Source organism: Noviherbaspirillum denitrificans, assembly GCF_002211445.1.
In the GTDB taxonomy this organism is placed as follows: Bacteria; Pseudomonadota; Gammaproteobacteria; order Burkholderiales; family Burkholderiaceae_D; genus Noviherbaspirillum; species Noviherbaspirillum denitrificans.
Genome location: NZ_LSTO01000001.1, coordinates 3,591,442 through 3,608,807, shown reverse-complemented (window position 1 = coordinate 3,608,807; position 17,366 = coordinate 3,591,442). Strand labels below are relative to the sequence as shown.

Annotated in this window: 17 protein-coding genes; 11 read left to right on the top strand and 6 right to left on the bottom strand. The window is 61.1% G+C overall.

The genetic code is table 11. The features are described 5' to 3' along the window. Nucleotides 1–6: 6 nt before the first annotated feature. The 3 genes from AYR66_RS17445 to AYR66_RS17435 form a co-directional block, all read right to left on the bottom strand. Nucleotides 7–1,659, bottom strand: coding sequence for a PhoH family protein (locus AYR66_RS17445; RefSeq protein ID WP_170942188.1), 1,653 nt, complete (start codon nucleotides 1,657–1,659; stop codon nucleotides 7–9). 187 nt (nucleotides 1,660–1,846) lie between these two features. Then, entirely contained in the window at nucleotides 1,847–2,341 is a 495-nt protein-coding gene (locus AYR66_RS17440; protein ID WP_170942187.1) for a peroxiredoxin, read from the bottom strand. A gap of 96 nt (nucleotides 2,342–2,437) precedes the next feature. Then, nucleotides 2,438–2,827 (bottom strand): Mth938-like domain-containing protein, encoded by a 390-nt coding sequence (locus AYR66_RS17435; protein WP_088708559.1) that lies wholly within the window; start codon nucleotides 2,825–2,827, stop codon nucleotides 2,438–2,440. Nucleotides 2,828–3,016: 189 nt separating this feature from the next. Here AYR66_RS17435 and AYR66_RS17430 point away from each other — a divergent pair, with 189 nt between their 5' ends. Together AYR66_RS17430 and AYR66_RS17425 are read left to right on the top strand one after the other, a co-directional pair. After that, on the top strand, nucleotides 3,017–4,249 hold the full coding sequence (locus tag AYR66_RS17430) for a pyridoxal phosphate-dependent aminotransferase (RefSeq protein ID WP_088708558.1): 1,233 nt from the start codon (nucleotides 3,017–3,019) through the stop codon (nucleotides 4,247–4,249). Nucleotides 4,250–4,319: 70 nt separating this feature from the next. Continuing rightward, nucleotides 4,320–5,630 carry a homoserine dehydrogenase gene (locus AYR66_RS17425; protein ID WP_088708557.1) on the top strand — a complete coding sequence of 437 codons (1,311 nt, stop codon included), beginning with the start codon at nucleotides 4,320–4,322 and terminating at the stop codon, nucleotides 5,628–5,630. 76 nt (nucleotides 5,631–5,706) lie between these two features. Here the strand turns inward: AYR66_RS17425 and AYR66_RS17420 are convergent, their stop codons facing one another. Beyond that, nucleotides 5,707–6,282: a helix-turn-helix domain-containing protein gene (locus AYR66_RS17420; protein WP_088708556.1), complete on the bottom strand. Its 576-nt coding sequence runs from the start codon at nucleotides 6,280–6,282 to the stop codon at nucleotides 5,707–5,709. A gap of 177 nt (nucleotides 6,283–6,459) precedes the next feature. Here AYR66_RS17420 and kbl point away from each other — a divergent pair, with 177 nt between their 5' ends. The 7 genes from kbl to crcB all read left to right on the top strand — a co-directional run bounded on the left by kbl (nucleotide 6,460) and on the right by crcB (nucleotide 12,585). Next, the gene (gene kbl, locus AYR66_RS17415; protein WP_088708555.1) at nucleotides 6,460–7,668 is read left to right on the top strand and encodes a glycine C-acetyltransferase; all 1,209 of its coding nucleotides are present in this window, start codon (nucleotides 6,460–6,462) and stop codon (nucleotides 7,666–7,668) included. 11 nt (nucleotides 7,669–7,679) lie between these two features. Beyond that, nucleotides 7,680–8,651, top strand: a complete 972-nt coding sequence (locus AYR66_RS17410; protein ID WP_088708554.1) for an NAD-dependent epimerase/dehydratase family protein — start codon at nucleotides 7,680–7,682, stop codon at nucleotides 8,649–8,651. 99 nt (nucleotides 8,652–8,750) lie between these two features. Continuing rightward, nucleotides 8,751–10,211 carry a threonine synthase gene (thrC, locus tag AYR66_RS17405; protein WP_088708553.1) on the top strand — a complete coding sequence of 487 codons (1,461 nt, stop codon included), beginning with the start codon at nucleotides 8,751–8,753 and terminating at the stop codon, nucleotides 10,209–10,211. A 29-nt stretch (nucleotides 10,212–10,240) separates the two neighbouring features. Next, nucleotides 10,241–11,470, top strand: a complete 1,230-nt coding sequence (locus AYR66_RS17400) for a molybdopterin molybdotransferase MoeA (protein ID WP_234814928.1) — start codon at nucleotides 10,241–10,243, stop codon at nucleotides 11,468–11,470. A gap of 2 nt (nucleotides 11,471–11,472) precedes the next feature. Next, nucleotides 11,473–11,730 (top strand): molybdopterin converting factor subunit 1, encoded by a 258-nt coding sequence (gene moaD, locus AYR66_RS17395; RefSeq protein WP_088708551.1) that lies wholly within the window; start codon nucleotides 11,473–11,475, stop codon nucleotides 11,728–11,730. A 7-nt stretch (nucleotides 11,731–11,737) separates the two neighbouring features. Then, on the top strand, nucleotides 11,738–12,217 hold the full coding sequence (moaE, locus tag AYR66_RS17390; RefSeq protein ID WP_088708550.1) for a molybdopterin synthase catalytic subunit MoaE: 480 nt from the start codon (nucleotides 11,738–11,740) through the stop codon (nucleotides 12,215–12,217). Continuing rightward, nucleotides 12,214–12,585 carry a fluoride efflux transporter CrcB gene (gene crcB, locus AYR66_RS17385; RefSeq protein WP_088708549.1) on the top strand — a complete coding sequence of 124 codons (372 nt, stop codon included), beginning with the start codon at nucleotides 12,214–12,216 and terminating at the stop codon, nucleotides 12,583–12,585. The genes moaE and crcB overlap by 4 nt, the downstream gene beginning before the upstream one ends. Here crcB and AYR66_RS17380 read toward each other — a convergent pair. Next, the gene (locus AYR66_RS17380) at nucleotides 12,582–13,121 is read right to left on the bottom strand and encodes a hypothetical protein (RefSeq protein ID WP_088708548.1); all 540 of its coding nucleotides are present in this window, start codon (nucleotides 13,119–13,121) and stop codon (nucleotides 12,582–12,584) included. The two genes, crcB and AYR66_RS17380, sit on opposite strands and share 4 nt — an antisense overlap. Nucleotides 13,122–13,218: 97 nt before the next feature. On the opposite strand from AYR66_RS17380, the gene clpB reads away from it, so the two are divergent. Continuing rightward, nucleotides 13,219–15,807 carry an ATP-dependent chaperone ClpB gene (clpB, locus tag AYR66_RS17375; RefSeq protein WP_088708547.1) on the top strand — a complete coding sequence of 863 codons (2,589 nt, stop codon included), beginning with the start codon at nucleotides 13,219–13,221 and terminating at the stop codon, nucleotides 15,805–15,807. Nucleotides 15,808–15,857: 50 nt separating this feature from the next. On the opposite strand, the gene AYR66_RS17370 is transcribed toward clpB, so the two are convergent. Further along, nucleotides 15,858–16,649, bottom strand: a complete 792-nt coding sequence (locus AYR66_RS17370) for an AraC family transcriptional regulator (RefSeq protein WP_088708546.1) — start codon at nucleotides 16,647–16,649, stop codon at nucleotides 15,858–15,860. A 110-nt stretch (nucleotides 16,650–16,759) separates the two neighbouring features. On the opposite strand from AYR66_RS17370, the gene AYR66_RS17365 reads away from it, so the two are divergent. Further along, nucleotides 16,760–17,366 (top strand): MFS transporter (locus AYR66_RS17365; RefSeq protein ID WP_141104266.1); only part of this gene is annotated, 607 nt, incomplete at its 3' end.

Sequence of the window (17,366 nt, the reverse complement as noted above, 5' to 3'; positions counted from 1 at the left end):
ACGTAATCAGAGCACGTCGCTGGCGTGGTCGGCGAGGCGCGAGCGTTCGCCGCGCGCCAGGGTGACATGGCCGCTGTGGTTCCATCCCTTGAAACGGTCGACCACATAGGTCAATCCGCTCGAGCCTTCGGTCAGGTACGGCGTATCGATCTGCGCGATATTGCCGAGGCAGATGATCTTGGTGCCGGGACCCGCACGCGTGACGAGGGTCTTCATCTGCTTCGGCGTGAGATTCTGCGCCTCGTCGATGATGAGGAACTTGTTCACGAAGGTACGGCCACGCATGAAGTTGAGCGACTTGATCTTGATACGCGAGCGGATCAAGTCCTGTGTCGCAGCGCGGCCCCATTCGCCGGCGTCGTTGTCCGACTTGTTCAGCACCTCGAGGTTGTCGTCGAAGGCGCCCATCCAGGGAGACATCTTTTCTTCCTCGGTACCCGGCAGGAAGCCGATGTCTTCGCCGACCGGGACGGTGACGCGAGTGACGATGATCTCGTTGTAGAGCTTGGTCTCGAGCACCTGTGCCAGGCCTGCCGCCAGCGCCAGCAGGGTCTTGCCTGTGCCGGCCTGGCCAAGGAGGGTGACGAAGTCGCACTCCGGGTTCATCAACAGGTTGAGCGCGAAATTCTGTTCACGGTTGCGCGCCGTGATGCCCCAGACCCCGTTCTTGCCGTGCGTGTAGTCGCGCAGGGTCTGGATCACGGCGGTCTTGCCGTTGATTTCCTTGACCTGGCCGTAGAACGGTGTTTCGCCGGTGCTCGGTTCCATGAACACGAACTGGTTGACGAGGAAGCCGGGCACCATCGGACCGGTCAGGCGGTAGAACGTGTAGCCTGTCCCGTGCTTGTTCTCCTGCCACGACTCCATGCCCTTGGCATGCTTGTTCCAGAAGTCGTCAGACAACTGCAGGATTCCCGAGTAGAGCAGGTCGGTGTCCTCGAGTACATGGTCGTTGAAGTACTCTTCCGCCGGCAGGCCCAGTGCGCGGGCCTTGATGCGCATGTTGATGTCCTTCGACACCAGCACGATCGGACGGCCGGGATACTGTGTTTCAAGTGCGCGGACGACGCCGAGAATCTGGTTGTCGGCTTTGCCGATCGGGAGGCCTTCCGGCAGCTCGCTGATCTGCAACCTGGTCTGGAAGAACAGGCGGCCCTTGGCATCCTTGTTGCCCAGCTTGGACAGGGGAATGCCTTCCTCGATCGCATGCTCTTCGACGCCGGCCACGAGCGCATCCAACGAACGCGACACCTGGCGTGCATTGCGCGCGACTTCGGACATGCCCTTCTTGTGGTTGTCGAGTTCCTCCAGCGTCATCATCGGAAGGTAGACATCGTGTTCGTCGAAGCGGAACAGCGATGTCGGGTCATGCATCAGCACGTTCGTGTCGAGCACGAACATCTTGGTGACGCCCATCTTGTCGCCGATGCGGCTGGCGCTGGACTTGATGAGGGTATCGACTTCTTTCGCCTTGGTCGTGCGTTTGGCGGGAGTGGCTTTCTCTGTTTTTGCGCGCGCCTGTGGTGCCGGCTTCACAGCGGGTGCTGCGGATTCGACGAGGGTCATCACAGGTTTTGCCGGTTTTCCTTTCTCTACCTTCGGATAGTCTTGGGTTGAGAGCATTGTTGCTGGCTTGGTCGGCAATTTGGGCAGTGGCATCAGTACCTCAATCTAAAGATGTGTTGAATGGACTACGCGCGGGGTACAAACCGGGGTTGGAGAGTTGGACAACGTGGAGGAGGAGGGGATTGCACAAGCAAAAAAGCCGTTTGAGGGGGAGGCTCTGCGCCTCTTCCACAAACGGCCTTCGGTCAGGAAATTCTTTTAAATTCAATGTGTTCAGGTCTTACGCAAGAGCCTTCACAAACTCGAGCACCTCATCGACGTGCCCAGGCACCTTTACTCCACGCCATTCTTTCACCAATTTCCCTGTGGCGTCAATGACAAATGTTGAGCGCTCCACGCCGCGCACCTGCTTGCCATACATGTTTTTCATCTTCATGACATTGAAGATGATGCACACCGTTTCATCCGGATCGGAGATCAGTTCGAAGGGCATGTCGAGCTTGGATTTGAAGCCTTCATGGGAGCGGATGCTGTCGCGGCTGATGCCGAAGATTTCCGCATTCGCTCCCTGGAATTGCGGATGGAGGTCGCGGAACTGCATGCTCTCGGTAGTGCAACCCGGGGTGTTGTCCTTCGGGTAGAAATAAAGGACGATGTTTTTCCCCTTGTAGTCCGACAAGCGGAAAGTGCGGTCGCCGGTCATCGCCGCGGAAAATTCGGGAACGATCAGATTCAATGCGGATGGGCTTTCAGCCACGCTCTTCTCCTGGTCCATGTTGTTGTCGCTTGTGGCGAAGTTGTTGTCTCTTGCCCCGGAGTGCGGGGTGCAATCGCGATGTTAGCGAATGTTCATCCTGTTGGGAACCTCGAATCACGCGATGCGGCCATCGCCTTCGATGATGAGTGCAAGCACGGCTTTGCGGCCTTCGCCCATCAGGATGTTGTAGGTGCGGCAGGCTGCGCTGCTGTCCATGCACTCGACACCGATGTGGCGGGAGGTCAATGCTGTGATCAGTTTCGGGTGGATGAAGCGTTGCTTGCTGCCGGTGCCGAGGATCACGACGTCGGGCGATTCGGCGGCGATCTGCGCGAAATGGTCGGCGTTCAGTTCGTCGAAAGTGCGCGGTCCCCACGCGAGCGGTGGGACTTCGGGCTGGACGATCAGGCTGTGCGAGAAGTGGACCGCGTTGATTTCGACGCCCGTGTCGTCGTAAGCGGTGACAGTCTGGTAATGCTGGGTGGAGGTGGTGTGGAGCTTCATGACACTGTAGACACGAAAATGGGCGTGAATTTCCGGCAATTAGAGGAAAAAGATGGGGCATTGTAGCGTTTTCCGCCCCAAAACTTCCCGCTGTACATTGATAAAACTACTTGCTTTCGGCAAAATGGGGATCTTTTGGCGGTGCACCAAGCATCCCAACTTTTGCATAAACCACAAGGGATTGCTTCAGTGCGACCGATTCAGAAATCCAAGAAACTGGCAGACGTCTGCTACGACATCCGCGGCCCCGTCCTCGAGAAGGCCAAGCAGATGGAGGACGAAGGGCACAAGATCATCAAGCTGAATATCGGCAACCTCGCCGTGTTCGGGTTCGATGCACCCGACGAGATCGTGCAGGACATGATCCGCAATATGCCAAATGCGGCCGGCTACACGGATTCCAAGGGCATGTTCGCGCCGCGCAAGTCCATCATGCATTACACGCAGGAAAAGAAGATTTCCGGCGTGACGATTGAAGACATCTATATCGGCAACGGCGCGTCCGAGCTGATCGTGATGGGCATGAATGCGCTGCTGAATACCGGTGACGAAGTGCTCGTGCCAGCACCCGATTATCCGCTGTGGACGGCAGCTGTCAGCCTGTCCGGCGGTACGCCGGTGCATTACGTATGCGACGAGGAATCCGGCTGGTTGCCCGACATTGACGATATCAAGAAAAAGATTACCCCGAATACCAAGGCGATTGTCGTCATCAATCCGAACAACCCTACCGGTGCGCTGTACCCGGATGAACTGCTGCAACAGATCGTCGAAGTTGCTCGCCAGAATCAGCTGATCGTGTTCGCCGACGAGATCTACGACAAGACGCTGTACGACGGCGAAACGCATACGTCGATTGCATCGCTTGCCGACGACGTCCTGTTCATCACGCTCAATGGACTGTCGAAGAACTATCGTTCCTGCGGCTATCGTGCCGGCTGGATGGTCGTGTCCGGCGACAAGAAGGCTGCGCGCGATTACATCGAGGGGCTGACCATGCTGGCGTCGATGCGGCTGTGCGCCAATGCGCCGGGGCAGTACGCGATCCAGACCGCACTTGGCGGCTATCAGAGTATCAACGACCTTGTCGGCCCTGGCGGGCGCCTGCTCAAGCAGCGTGACCTCGCGCACAAGCTGCTGACGGACATTCCCGGCGTCAGCTGTGTGAAGCCGAAGTCTGCGCTGTACATGTTCCCGAGGCTCGATCCGAAGATTTACCCGATCAAGGATGACCAGCAGTTTGCGTCGGAGCTGCTGGCGGAAGAAAAGGTCCTGATCGTGCAGGGCACCGGTTTCAACTGGATCGCACCGGACCATTTCCGCGTCGTGTTCCTGCCGAATTCGGATGACCTGACCGAGGCGATCGGCCGCATTGCGCGCTTCCTCGAGGGCTATCGCAAGCGCAGCGCGCTGGCCGCGTAACGTTTCATCATTGCAGTACCTCCGTGTCCCGGCCTGCGCCGGGCTCCACCAGCATTAATTTTTGAAGACTATGAAACCCATCAAAGTAGGCTTGTTAGGCATCGGTACCGTCGGTTCCGGCACATTCAACGTTCTGAAGCGTAACCAGGAAGAGATTACGCGCCGTGCGGGCCGTGGTATCGAGATTACGATGGTGGCCGACCTGAACGTCGATCGCGCCAGGGAACTCACCAACGGCGAGTGCGAGGTCGTGAATGACGCCAACCTGGTGGTGAACAACCCCGAGATCGATATCGTCATCGAGCTGATCGGCGGCTACGGCATCGCCAAGGATCTCGTGATGAAGGCGATTGCGAACGGCAAGCACGTCGTGACGGCGAACAAGGCATTGCTCGCGACGCACGGCAACGAGATCTTCAAGGCGGCGCAGGACAAGGGCGTCATGGTGGCGTTCGAAGCAGCAGTGGCCGGCGGCATCCCCATCATCAAGGCGCTCCGTGAAGGCCTGACCGCGAACCGTATCCAGTGGATCGCCGGCATCATCAACGGCACCACCAACTTCATCCTGTCCGAGATGCGCGACAAGGGCCTCGATTTCGACGTCGTGCTCAAGGAAGCGCAGCGCCTCGGCTATGCTGAAGCAGACCCGACCTTCGACATCGAAGGGGTGGATGCCGCGCACAAGGCGACCATCATGTCGGCGATCGCATTCGGTATTCCGGTGCAGTTCGACAAGGCCCACGTGGAAGGCATCACCAAGCTGCAGGCAACCGACATCCGTTACGCGGAACAGCTCGGCTACCGCATCAAGCTGCTCGGCATTGCGCGCCGCACGCCGAACGGCATCGAACTGCGCGTTCATCCGACGCTGATCCCGGCCAAGCGTCTGATCGCCAACGTCGAGGGCGCAATGAACGCCGTGCTGGTGCAGGGCGACGCCGTCGGCGCCACGCTGTATTACGGCAAGGGCGCTGGCTCCGAGCCGACCGCATCGGCCGTGATTGCCGACCTGGTCGACATCACCCGCCTGGCAACCGCCGATCCGGAGCACCGCGTGCCGCATCTGGCGTTCCAGCCGGACGCGATGGTCGATACGCCGATCCTGCCGATGTCCGAGATCACTACCAGCTACTACCTGCGTATGCGCGTCTCCGACCAGCCGGGCGTGCTGGCCGATGTGACCCGCATCCTGGCCGATTCGTCGATCTCCATCGACGCCATGCTGCAGAAGGAGCCGGATGAGGGCGAGACCCGCACCGACATCATCATGCTGACGCACCAGACGCAAGAGAAGAACATTGTTTCGGCGATTGCCAAGATCGAAGCGCTGCCGACCGTGGTTGGCGAAGTGACGAAGATCCGCCTGGAACAGCTGAGCTGATGGCATTGCCTGCGAACGCAGGCATTTGAAATGAAAGCGGCCCGAAGATGTGAAGTCTTCGGGCCGTTTGCTTTTTCTACCGGTGCGTGACGACCAATAGCGCTTTCGCTTCCGTTTTGCCGACGTTGCGGATCGCATGGCTGCGGTCGGCCTGATAGCGGGCGGTGCCGCCGGCTTTCAGCTTTTTCGTCACGCCGTCGACTTCCACTTCCGCCGTTCCGTGCAGGAGAGTCAGGTACTCGGTGGTGCCCGGATCATGCGGGTTCGACACCAGCGCACCTTCCGGCGCCAGCGTCAGTTCATACCACTCGTACTTCCCGGCCAGTTCCATCGGGCCGAGGATCCGCAGCACGTAGCCGGCATGGGCACCGGGCAGGGTGGGTGTCTCGTGCGGTTCCAGCACGTGGATGGCTTCCTGTTCGGGCTTTTCGCTGGACAACAACTCTTCGATGCCTACGCCCAGTGCGTTCGCCAGCCGCCAAGCGACGGCAATGGTCGGATTGGCCTTGTCCCGTTCAATCTGCGACAGCATGGACTTGGACACGCCCGCCGCACGCGACAGGTCATCCAGGGTCAATCCGCGCTTGAGACGAAGTTTCTGCAGGGTGACGCCGACGTCCGGCGGGGAACTCGGCGGAGTGTTCTTTTTCATAAAAGGAGGCTTGCAAAGTTCAATGGTTGTCTTTAGTATTCAATATATTGAACTTAAGTTCTGGATAATGAATTTAGTGGAATATATTGAATCGGCATCGTAACAGATGCCGCCGCTGATGAATACGTGCCGGGCTGGTCCCGGAAACAATTGAACGAATGCACCGGGAGACGGACGATGGGCGACAGGAACGCGAAGGAACATTTTTATGCCGGGCTGGAAAGCAACCTGGCCAGCCTGCGGGAGCAGGGGCTGTTCAAGCCGGAGCGCGTAATTGCTTCCCGCCAGGGGGCGGAGGTGGTGTGTGACGACGGCCGTGTCCTGATTAATATGTGCGCCAACAATTACCTGGGGCTTTCCGGCGACGAGGAAACGGTGCGCGCTGCGATCGCAGCAACCGAGAAGTATGGTTATGGCCTGTCCTCGGTCCGCTTCATCTGCGGCACCCAGACCGTCCACAAGCAGCTCGAGCGCGCGTTGTCCGAGTTCCTCGGCATGGAAGACACCATCCTGTACGCGGCCGCCTTCGACGCCAACGGCGGCGTGTTCGAACCCCTGTTCGACGAGAACGACGCCATCATTTCCGATGCTCTGAACCATGCATCGATCATCGACGGCATCCGCCTGTGCAAGGCGGCGCGCTATCGCTACCAGCACAACGACATGGCCGACCTGGAGGCGCAACTGCAGGCGGCGGAAGGCAAGCGCAACAAGTTGATCGTTACCGACGGCGTGTTCTCGATGGACGGCACCATCGCGCAGCTCGACAAGATCTGCGACCTGGCCGACAAGTACGGCGCGCTGGTGATGATCGATGAATGCCATGCGAGCGGTTTCATGGGTAAGACCGGCCGCGGCACGCATGAGCATCACAATGTGATGGGCCGCATCGACATCATCACTGGCACGCTGGGCAAGGCGCTCGGCGGAGCGATGGGCGGCTTTACCTCGGCGCGCAAGGAAGTCATCCAGACGCTGCGCCAAAAGTCGCGGCCCTACCTGTTCTCGAATTCCCTCGCGCCCTCGATCGCCGGCGCATCGCTTTCGGTGCTGGAGCGACTGTCATCGTCCACCGAGCTGCGCGACCGGCTGCATGCCAATACCGCGCATTTCCGCAAGGAGATCAGCGAACTCGGATTCACGATCAAGCCCGGCACCCATCCGGTGGTGCCCGTGATGCTGTTCGATGCGCCGTTGGCGCAACGCTTCGCGCAGCGGCTGTACGAACTCGGTGTGCTTGTGACCGGCTTCTTCTATCCGGTGGTGCCGATGGGGCAGGCGCGCGTACGCGTGCAGTTGTCGGCAGCGCACACGACGGAGCAGCTGGACCGAGCATTGGCCGCATTCCGGCAAGCAGGGCAGGAACTTGGATTGTTGAAGAATTGAAGGAACGGAACATGGAACGCATTCTGGTCATCGGCGCCAACGGGCAGATCGGCAGCGAGCTGGTCGACGCGCTCATCGAGCGCCACGGGAAGGAAAACGTGATTGCCACCGATATCGGGGCGGGGAGCCTGTTCGGCGTCGAGAATTACGAATCGCTGGATGTGCTCGATGCAGGACGGGTGGCGCAGGTCGTCGACCGCTACGGCATCACCCAGGTCTACCAACTGGCTGCGCTGCTGTCCGTCACCGGTGAACAGGCGCCGCTGAAGGCCTGGACGCTCAACATGAACGGTTTGCTGAATATCCTTGAGCTCGCGCGTGAACGCGGCCAAGCTGGCAAGCCGCTAAAGGTTTTTTGGCCGTCGTCGATCGCCGCATTCGGGCCGCACACGCCGGCGGTGGATACGCCCCAGCTCGCAGTGATGGATCCCACCACGATTTACGGCATCAGCAAGCAGGCAGGCGAGCGGCTGTGCGAATACTATTTCACGAAATTCGGCGTGGACGTGCGCAGCATCCGCTATCCGGGGATCATCAGCTACAAATCCCCTCCCGGCGGCGGGACGACCGATTACGCAATCGCGATCTTCCACGCGGCGGCACACGAAGAGTGCTACGAGTGTTTCCTCGGACCGGACACCACGCTGCCGATGATCTACATGCCCGATGCCATCCGGGCGACAATCGAGCTGATGGAAGCGCCGGCCGAACAAGTTCGCATCCGTTCCGCGTACAACGTGGCCGGCCTGAGCTTCAACCCGCGTGAACTGGCCGAAGCAATACGTCAGCGCCGTCCGGCATTCGAAATCCGCTATCGCCCCGACCACCGGCAGGCGATTGCCGACACCTGGCCGCACAGCCTGGACGATACCCATGCCCGCGCCGACTGGGGTTGGAAGGCGCGCGTCGGGCTCGACGAACTGGTCGACGACATGCTCGCCCATATCCGTCGCGAACCGCACAAACTCCATCACGCCGCGTGAGGTAATTGCCGCTTCGCGCCGGGGCGGCAGTTATAATGCAAGATTCGGTCAGGAAGCAGGTTGGCTTCCGCCATCTCATTATTAAATTTTCAAGAATTTATGCAATACCTCTCCACTCGCGGTCAATCTCCGGCGCAATCGTTTTCCCAAATCCTGCTCGGCGGCCTTGCCCCTGATGGCGGCCTCTACCTGCCTGTTGAATATCCGAAGGTCAGCAGCGCCGAACTGGATGCCTGGCGCAAGATGTCGTACGCCGACCTCGCCGTGGAAGTATTGAAGAAGTTCGCGACCGACATCCCTGAAGCCGACTTGAAGGCGCTGGTGCACAAGACCTATACGGCCGACGTGTACCGCAATGCGCGCGCCGGCGAAGAGGCGTCGCAGATCACGCCGCTGCGCGTGCTGGAAGAGGCGAACGGCACCAAGGTCGTCCTGCAAGCCCTGTCCAACGGCCCGACGCTGGCTTTCAAGGACATGGCGATGCAGTTGCTCGGCAACCTGTTCGAGTACGCGCTGGCCAAGCAGCATGCGGAACTGAACATCTTCGGCGCGACCTCGGGCGATACCGGCAGCGCGGCCGAATACGCGATGCGCGGCAAGAAGGGCATCCGTGTCTTCATGCTGTCGCCGCACAAAAAGATGAGCGCGTTTCAGACTGCCCAGATGTTCAGCCTGCAGGATCCCAACATTTTCAACATCGCCGTTGAAGGCGTGTTCGACGACTGCCAGGACATGGTGAAGGCGGTGTCGAACGACCTCGAATTCAAGACCCGCCAGAAGATCGGCACCGTCAACTCGATCAACTGGGCACGCGTCGTCGCACAGGTGGTGTACTACTTCCGCGGCTATCTCAGCGCGACTACCAGCAGCGACCAGAAGGTATCGTTCACCGTGCCGTCGGGTAACTTCGGCAACATCTGCGCCGGCCATATCGCGCGCATGATGGGCCTGCCCATCGACAAGCTGGTTGTTGCAACCAATGAAAACGACGTGCTGGACGAGTTCTTCCGCACCGGCGTGTACCGTGTGCGCAAGTCCGCCGAAACCTACCACACCACCAGCCCGAGCATGGACATCAGCAAGGCGTCCAACTTCGAGCGCTTCATCTACGACCTGCTTGGCCGCGATGCAGACCGCTTGCGTGCATTGTTCAGGAAGGTGGAAACGCACGGCGGCTTCGACCTGTCCGGCAAGCCGGGCAGCGATGGGGACGAGTTCGCCAAGGTTGCGCAGTACGGTTTCGTGTCCGGCAAGTCGGTGCATTCCGACCGCGTGGCCACCATTCGAGACGTGCATGCGAAGTACGGCGTCACCATCGATACGCACACCGCGGACGGCGTCAAGGTCGCGCGCGAATACCTGACGCCGGGCATTCCGATGCTGGTGCTGGAAACCGCGCTCCCGGCCAAGTTCAACGAGACCATCCGCGAAGCGCTCGGCCGTGACGCCGAACGTCCTGCGGGCTTCGAAAACATCGAATCCCTGCCGCAGCGCTACGAGGTGATGCCGGCCGACGTCGAGAAGATGAAGGCATTCATCGCGAAGCACACCGGTTTGTAAACACTCCCATCATTCGAGGCCCGTTGAGCATGACTGAAAAGAAACCCATGTTGAGCGCGCCGGAAGCGCTCGATATCCTTCTCTCGTCGGTCAGGCCGGTCGACGAGGGCGAAATCCTGCCCACACTTGACGCGAATGGACGCGTGCTGGCGTTCGACCAGACGTCGCAGCTCAACGTCCCGCCGATGGACAATACGCAGATGGACGGGTATGCCGTGCGCGCGGAGGACTGCGCGAGCGGCAGCGCGCAACTGAGGGTGTCGCAGCGCATTCCCGCCGGCCACGTTGGCGAGCCGCTGCAGCCCGGCACCGCCGCGCGCATCTTTACCGGCGCCATGATTCCGGAGGGCGCCGATGCCGTCGTGATGCAGGAGCAATGCGAGGCGAGCGGCGATTCGGTGATCGTGCGCCACGCGCCGAAGCCGGGTGAGTGGATCCGCCGCACCGGCGAGGACATCCGCGCCGGGAACATCATTCTTTTCCGTGGAACGCGCCTGCGCGCGCAGGAGCTGGGCCTTGCTGCTTCGGTCGGTCTGGCGGAATTGCCCGTCATGCGCCGCCCGCGCGTGGCTGTGTTCTTTACCGGCGACGAACTGGCAATGCCGGGCGAGCCGTTGAAACCCGGCGCCATCTACAACTCCAACAAGTTCACGCTGCGCGGCCTGCTCGAAAACCTCGGCTGCGAGATTGCCGACTACGGCATCGTGCCCGATTCGCTTGAAGCGACGCGCGAGACCTTGCGCGCGGCGGCCGCGGGCAACGACCTCATCATCACCTCCGGCGGCGTGTCGGTCGGCGAGGAAGACCATATCAGGCCGGCCGTTGAGGCTGAAGGACGGCTTAACATGTGGCAGATCGCGATCAAGCCGGGCAAGCCGCTGGCCTTTGGTGAGGTCCGCCGCGGCGATGCCGGCGACAGCGCCTTCTTCATCGGGCTGCCGGGCAATCCTGTTTCCAGCTTCGTGACTTTCATGCTGTTCGTCCGGCCGTTCATCCTGCGGCTGCAGGGTGTCGCCGAAGTCGCGCCGAAGGTGTTTGCCATGCGCGCGGACTTCGCACTGCCCAAGGGCGACCGGCGCAATGAATTCCTGCGTGCGCGGATCAATCCGTCCGGCGGACTCGACCTGTTTGCCAACCAGAGTTCCGCTGTCCTGACCTCCACGGTATGGGGCGACGGGTTGATCGACAACCCGCCGGGGAACGCGATTTCCCCGGGTGACATCGTGCGCTTCCTCCCTTTCAGCGAACTGCTTTACTGAACATGAACATCCAACTCCGCTTCTTTGCAAGCGTGCGCGAGGCGCTCGGCACCAGCCAGGAAACCGTCACCGTGCCCGCCAACGTCGCCACCGTCGGCGAGGTCCGCGCCTGGCTGCGCGAGCGCGGCGGCACATGGGCCGAAGCGCTGGCCGAGGGCAGGGCGTTGCGCATGGCGTGCAACCAGCAGATGACCGATGCCGGCACGCGCATCAGCGAAGGCTGCGAAGTGGCCTTCTTCCCGCCGGTGACCGGAGGCTGAGGCAGGCATGGCAATCCGCGTCCAGACACAGGATTTCGACCTCGGTGCCGAAGTCGCCGCATTGCGGGCCGGGCAGGCGCAGGTCGGTGCGGTCGTCGCTTTCGTCGGCACCGTGCGTGACATGAACGACGGCTCCGGCGTCAGCGAGATGGAGCTGGAACACTATCCCGGCATGACCGAGAAGGCGCTGGAAGACATCGTTGCGCAGGCACGGGGACGCTGGAACATCTTCGACGCGCTCGTGATCCATCGCGTCGGCCCGCTCAAGCCGCTGGACCAGATCGTCCTTGTCGCGGTGACCTCGGCCCATCGGGGCGAAGCCTTCGCCGCCTGCGAATTCATTATGGATTACCTGAAGACCCAGGCGCCGTTCTGGAAGAAGGAAGTGACGCCGCAGGGCGCCCGTTGGGTGGATGCGCGCGTCACCGACGACGAGGCGCTGGCAAAGTGGGGAATTCAATCCTCCAATTCGAGCAATAAGGCATGAGCTGGCTCGCGGTGGGGCTGGGTGCGGCACTGGGCGCATGGCTGCGCTGGGGGCTGGGCCTGTTGCTGAATGCGCTGCATCCGCAATTGCCGATGGGGACGGTTTTCGCCAACCTCGGCGGCGGTTACCTTATCGGGCTGGCGGTCGCCTTTTTCACCGCCTTGCCTGACCTGTCGCCGGAGTGGCGGCTCTTTGTGGTGACCGGGTTCCTTGGCGGGCTCACGACCTTTTCCACCTTTTCAGCTGAATCGATGATGCTCCTGCAACGGGGGGATTACGCGTGGGCGCTCGGGCATTCCGTGCTGCACCTCGTTGGCTCGATTGTCCTCTGTACGGCCGGTTTTGCTACCTACAAGGCGTTGGCCTAGTTTAGCGTCCTTGAAGCCGGGGCAGGGTGCTCCGATCCCGGCAAGGCCAGCTCCAGTTCCCATTCCGCATTGTTGACTGCATCCCTCAGCAGGGAGCTGAATCCATGCAGCACTTGCTGGGCGAAGGTAATCGCGAATCCACTGCCGCTGGCGGGCATCAAGTTCATTCGCAGCGGCTGGCCGGCAGCAATACTGAAATCGGCGTTGGATACCAGGAAGGGGATTTCCCCGAGCGGGAAGCTGCGGATATCGCCCTCAAACGAGTGGCTGAAGTGGCCGCCATCGCGAAAGGCTTCGACACTGGCATGATGTTCCATTTCGACAACATCGCCGCTGGCATGGGCGGCGCGCGGATTGTCGAGGGCGACCTGTGTTTCCATCGCTTCCAGCATGGTCGGCCACAGTTCCTTGACCACCCGCCGGGTCAGCCAGGCCCGGACTTCCTGCAGGTTGCCGCCTGCGTCCCTGAATGATGCCCGGCACAGGATCCGGTCTTCTTCCGGCTGGTAGGCCACTTGAATCTGATGCAATTCCATCGTCAACCGGTCCCGGAATGTCCGGAATCAAAAATCCATTCTTGAAATGTGGTTTAGCGTCCCTACTTAATTGTCAATTCGAATAGCGGAGGAACCCATGCGCCTCGACAAACTGACAACCAAGTTGCAAGAAGCCCTTTCTGACGGCCAGAGCCTGGCAGTCGGCAATGATAACCAATACATTGATCCAGTGCACATCCTGACGGCGCTGCTGAACCAGGATGACGGCGGTGCCAAATCGCTGCTGCAGCGCGCCGGCGTCAACGTCGGCGGCCTGTCGTCGGCGTTGAAGTCGGCCATCGAACGCCTGCCCAAGGTGTCCGGTACCGGCGGCGAAGTGCAGATCGGACGCGAATCGGTCGCGCTGCTCAACCTCGCCGACAAGGAAGCGCAGAAGCGCGGCGACCAGTTCATCGCCAGCGAAATGGTGCTGCTTGCGCTCACCGACGACAAGTCCACAGCCGGCCAGCTTGCGCGCGATAACGGCTTGACCCGCAAGGCGCTGGAAGCGGCCATCACGGCAGTGCGCGGTGGCGGCAACGTCAATTCGCAGGATGCCGAAGGCCAGCGGGAATCGCTGAAAAAGTACACGCTCGACCTGACCGAGCGCGCCCGCTCCGGCAAGCTCGATCCGGTGATCGGCCGCGACGACGAGATCCGCCGCGCGATCCAGGTGCTGCAGCGCCGGTCCAAGAACAACCCGGTGCTGATCGGCGAACCTGGCGTCGGCAAGACCGCTATCGTCGAAGGCCTGGCGCAGCGCATCGTGAATGGCGAAGTGCCGGACAGCCTCAAGTCCAAGCGCGTCCTCTCGCTCGACATGGCTGCCTTGCTGGCCGGAGCGAAATACCGCGGTGAGTTCGAGGAACGCCTGAAGGCGGTGCTGAAGGAAATCGCGCAGGACGAAGGGCAGACCATCGTCTTCATCGACGAGCTGCACACCATGGTCGGCGCGGGCAAGGCCGAGGGCGCGATCGATGCGGGCAACATGCTCAAGCCGGCGCTCGCACGCGGCGAGCTGCACTGTATTGGCGCGACCACGCTCGACGAATACCGCAAGTACGTGGAAAAGGATGCCGCGCTCGAACGCCGCTTCCAGAAGATCCTGGTCGACGAGCCGAGCGTGGAGGCGACCATCGCCATCCTGCGCGGCCTGCAGGAAAAATATGAAGTGCACCACGGCGTCGACATCACCGACCCGGCGATCGTCGCCGCGGCCGAGCTGTCGCACCGCTATATCACCGACCGCTTCCTGCCGGACAAGGCGATCGACCTGATCGACGAGGCTGCGTCGAAGATCAAGATCGAGATCGACTCCAAGCCGGAAGTGATGGACAAGCTCGACCGCCGCCTGATCCAGCTGAAGATCGAGCGCGAGGCGGTGAAGAAGGAAACCGACGAGGCATCGCAGAAGCGCCTCGGCCTGATCGAGGACGAGATCCTCAGGCTCGAACGCGAGTATGCCGATCTCGAGGAAGTGTGGAAGGCCGAAAAGGCCGCCGTGCACGGTACGCAGCACATCAAGGAAGAGATCGAGAAGATCCGCCTGCAGATGGAAGAAGCCAAGCGCAAGGGCGACTGGCAGAAAATGTCCGAGCTGCAGTACGGAAAACTGCCGCAGCTTGAGGCGCAGCTCAGCCAGGAGGATGCGGGCGAGTCGAAGAAAGCCGAGCGCAAGCTGTTGCGCACGCAGGTCGGCGCCGAGGAAATCGCCGAGGTGGTATCGCGTGCGACCGGCATTCCTGTATCCAAGATGATGCAGGGCGAGCGCGACAAGTTGCTGCACATGGAAGACGAGCTGCACAAGCGTGTGGTCGGCCAGCACGAGGCAATCGTCGCAGTGTCGGATGCGATCCGCCGTTCGCGTGCGGGGTTGAGCGATCCGAACCGGCCCTATGGCTCGTTCATGTTCCTAGGCCCGACGGGCGTGGGCAAGACCGAGCTGTGCAAGGCGCTGGCATCCTTCCTGTTCGACACCGAGGAAGCGCTGATCCGCATCGACATGAGCGAGTTCATGGAGAAGCATTCCGTGGCCCGCCTGATCGGCGCGCCGCCGGGCTATGTCGGCTACGAGGAGGGCGGTTACCTGACCGAAGCCGTGCGCCGCAAGCCGTACAGCGTGATCCTGCTCGATGAGATCGAGAAGGCGCACACCGACGTGTTCAATGTGCTGCTGCAAGTGCTCGACGATGGCCGGATGACCGACGGGCAGGGACGCACCGTGGATTTCAAGAACACGGTGATCGTGATGACGTCCAACCTGGGTTCGCACAAGATCCAGTCGATGGAGGAAAGCGATCCGCAACTCGTGAAGCTGGCGGTGATGGCCGAGGTGAAGACGCATTTCCGTCCGGAGTTCGTCAACCGTATCGACGAGATCGTGGTGTTCCATGGACTCGACGAGAAGCACATCGGCTCGATCGCGCGCATTCAGCTGCAGGTGCTGGAGCGCCGCCTGGCGAAGATGGATATCAGGCTGGAGGTCACCGACGGGGCATTGCAGAAGATCGCCGAGGCCGGCTTCGATCCGGTGTATGGCGCGCGTCCGTTGAAGCGCGCGATCCAGCAGGAGATCGAGAACCCGCTATCGAAGCGGATCCTTGAAGGGAAGTTCGGGCCGAAGGATGTTGTGTCGGTGGCCGCGCGTAATGGGGAGCTGGTGTTCGAGAAGACCGGAACCTTTTGATGAAGCTGCGTTATCCCGACGGCAGTCGGGATGACGAACCACGGCGATTTCTACGCCACCCTGCGCGCAAAGAAACTGCTCGGCGACTGTCCAAACGTCTTTTTGAACATCGACGAGAATGCCGACTGGCTCGCATAACCCAGCTCCGCCGCCACATGGGAGAGCGGCATGCCGCGTGCAATCAGCGGCGCCGCATGGGCGAGGCGCACTTGCTGCCGCCATTGTCCGAAACTCATTCCGAGCTCGCTTTCGAACAGGCGCGCAAGTGTCCGCGCGGTAGCGCCCACCCGCACCGCCCACTCAACCAGCGTCAGCGATGACGCTGGCTCTGCAATCAGCATTTCACACAAGGACTTGAGCCGCTTGTCGTCGGGCAGCGCAACCCGGATCGGCATCGCGGGAGAGCGGGCAACTTCGTCGAGGAGCAATCTGGCAATCATCGACTCTCGCGCACTGCCCGCATCGGCCAATGCCAGCGCGACGACCAGCTCGCGCAAAAGGGCTGACACTTCCAGCACTTCACACTCCCGTCCGGCAAATGGCGATGCGTCCGCATGGACGTATATCGCACGCAGCCGTGCCTTTTCCAACGTGGCGACTTCATGGAGCGCTGCAGGCGGAATCCAGATTGCCCGCTGCGGCGGCACGATCCACGTGCTTTTTCCGACGGTCACGCGGACTACGCCGTCCAGTGCGTAGGTCACTTGCCCCCATTCGTGGCTGTGAGCGGCCAGGAGTTCCGATGCCTTCAGGTCACGGGCGACCATGCGAACCGGCCTTTCCGGCGTTGGTGCGCGGCCAGGGAGATGGAGGCGGGTGTGGGTGACGGGTATCGTGGCCATGTTGCCTCCGAAGGGATGGCAGGAATTCGATAAATCTTGTCTCCCTATCTTAAAACAGACGAAACTGTTTTGCTTACACTCATTCCATCGAAATTCCGCAGGGGAGTCCAATGAGCACAACAGTTCCCACTTTCCGCCAGGATGCGCAGGTGATCGGCCTGGTCGGCGTCGCGCATGGCGTGTCGCACTTTTTCCACCTGATCCTGGCGCCGCTGTTTCCATGGCTGAAGGAGGCGTTCAGCCTGTCCTATGCGGAGCTGGGATTGCTGATGACGGTGTTTTTCGTGATCTCCGCGATCGGGCAGGCGCTGGCTGGCTTCGTGGTGGACCGCGTTGGCGCGCGGACCGTGCTGTTTGCCGGCATCGGCTTCCTCGGCCTGTCGGCGCTGGTGCTTTCCCAGTCGAACAGCTACGCGATGCTGCTGGCCGGTTCCATGCTGGCAGGCGTCGGCAACAGCGTGTTCCATCCGGCCGACTTCACCTTGCTCAACAAGCGCGTTTCCACGCCGCGCCTGGGACATGCATTCTCGGTTCACGGCATTTCCGGCAACCTCGGCTGGGCGTCCGCGCCGGTATTCCTTGCATCCATGGCGGGGCTGTTCGGATGGCGTAGCGCATTGCTCGGGGCTGCCTGTATTCCATTCGTGGTGCTTGCGCTACTGTTCTTCTATCGCGACGTGCTGCATACCGATGAGGTACAAGCGGCCGTTGCACAGA